The organism is Colwellia sp. MB3u-55 (assembly GCF_014076785.1).
Classification (GTDB): Bacteria; Pseudomonadota; Gammaproteobacteria; order Enterobacterales; family Alteromonadaceae; genus Colwellia_A.
Map to the genome: position 1 here is coordinate 1 of NZ_JACGUS010000032.1, position 1,522 is coordinate 1,522.

Genomic DNA, 1,522 nt, shown 5'->3' on the forward strand with positions numbered 1-1,522 from the left:
GACTAAATGTCTAAATGACTAAATGACTAAATGACTAAATTATACATCATACTAAAAATCCTGCTTGAATGGCTTGCTATATAAGATATACAACATCACAGCCATTTTCTTCAGTGTACATGAAACTACCTACCAAGTTTGATTCTTTAAGTACCCGATTCCATGACTGTGCCAATGCAACTCCAATGGGTTTAAGAACTTCAGGTTCTTGCCCATTAGCTTCTAAATGGTGCAAATATCTACGTGAAAACAGTCAATAGGTAATGTATTTGATGAACCGGGAAACTTTGCGATTGGGCAGCCATTTTCAATAATTAAATTAGGGTTAAGCAAAGAAATACAGCTGAGTGTAATTGAGTAATCACCAAAATGCTGGAGCGTTGCATCCAAAGTACCTAGCGAACCTTCAAGTCCGCTAACTCTTTCAGTCAGCTTAGACTCAGCTTGATCTATAAGACTATTGATATTCACCAAGCCTCTTGGAGTTTATAACGCCCCACTAAGAGGCAAATAATTGTTGGCTATAATAGAGAGCGAAGCGAACAAAGCCAACTGTTATTTGTGATCTTCCCCCGATAAAAAGGACACATTTTTTTTCACGCTGCCAGGGCTTCATATTCTATTGGCGAACAATAACTTATCCCTGAATGCATCCTCGAAACATTGTAGTATTTGTTAATGTAACTGCCAAGTGTTCCGCGCAGTTCTTTATCACTTTGAAATACATTACCACGAATAACTTCTGTCTTCATTGAATGGAAAAATGACTCTATATGCGCATTATCAGTACATTTTCCCGCTCGGCTCAAGCTATGAATTATTCCATGTCGTTTCAATACTTTTTGATAAACCTGTCCACGATATTCTACGCCTCTATCTGTATGGAGCATCAAATCACCGGACGGTTTTCGTTTCTTAACCGCATTTTCTAATGTGCGTTTCGTGACGTCCATCGTTCTATTTTTATCTAAACTCCAGCTAATAATACGCCGTGAATATAAATCCATTATTACCGACAAATAACGCCATACGCCTTTCACTTTCAAATACGTGACATCGGCAACCCATACTTTATCTTTAGCCAATGGCACTGCACCATCAGGTCTTAAGTTTGTACCAGTCGTAAGAAAGCGCTTATAAAACGCAGAGCGTGTAGTTACCCGCATCACTCTAGCAACCAACCCAAGCGCATTGTACAAACGTTCAACACGTTTTTTACCGATATTGTATCCTTGCTTTTGTAATGTTTTAAAAATGCGGGGACTACCATATCGGCCTTTATTCTCAGTGAATATTTGCTGGAATTTCTGTTTAAGTTCAACATCTTCTATCGCACGGGCACTGGGTTGACGCTCGCGCCAATCGTAATAGCCACTTTTAGACACATCAAAAAATTTCAGTAACCTTTTGACCTTTATGTCGGGTCTGAGTTTTTCGATGAATCGATATCGGCTTGATGCTCCTCGGCAAGAAACCGTTGCCACTTTTTTAGAATAAACAGCTCCTCCTTAAGCTCTTTATT

The 1,522-nt window shown here is 39.2% G+C and carries 1 protein-coding gene and 1 pseudogene; both read right to left on the reverse strand.

The annotated features are described in order from the left end of the window. Positions 1–222: 222 nt before the first annotated feature. The gene (locus H4J66_RS01000; protein ID WP_182169382.1) at positions 223–471 is read right to left on the reverse strand and encodes a hypothetical protein; all 249 of its coding nucleotides are present in this window, start codon (positions 469–471) and stop codon (positions 223–225) included. A 125-nt stretch (positions 472–596) separates the two neighbouring features. Continuing rightward, positions 597–1,522, reverse strand: a pseudogene (locus tag H4J66_RS01005) (IS3 family transposase); the annotation flags it as partial.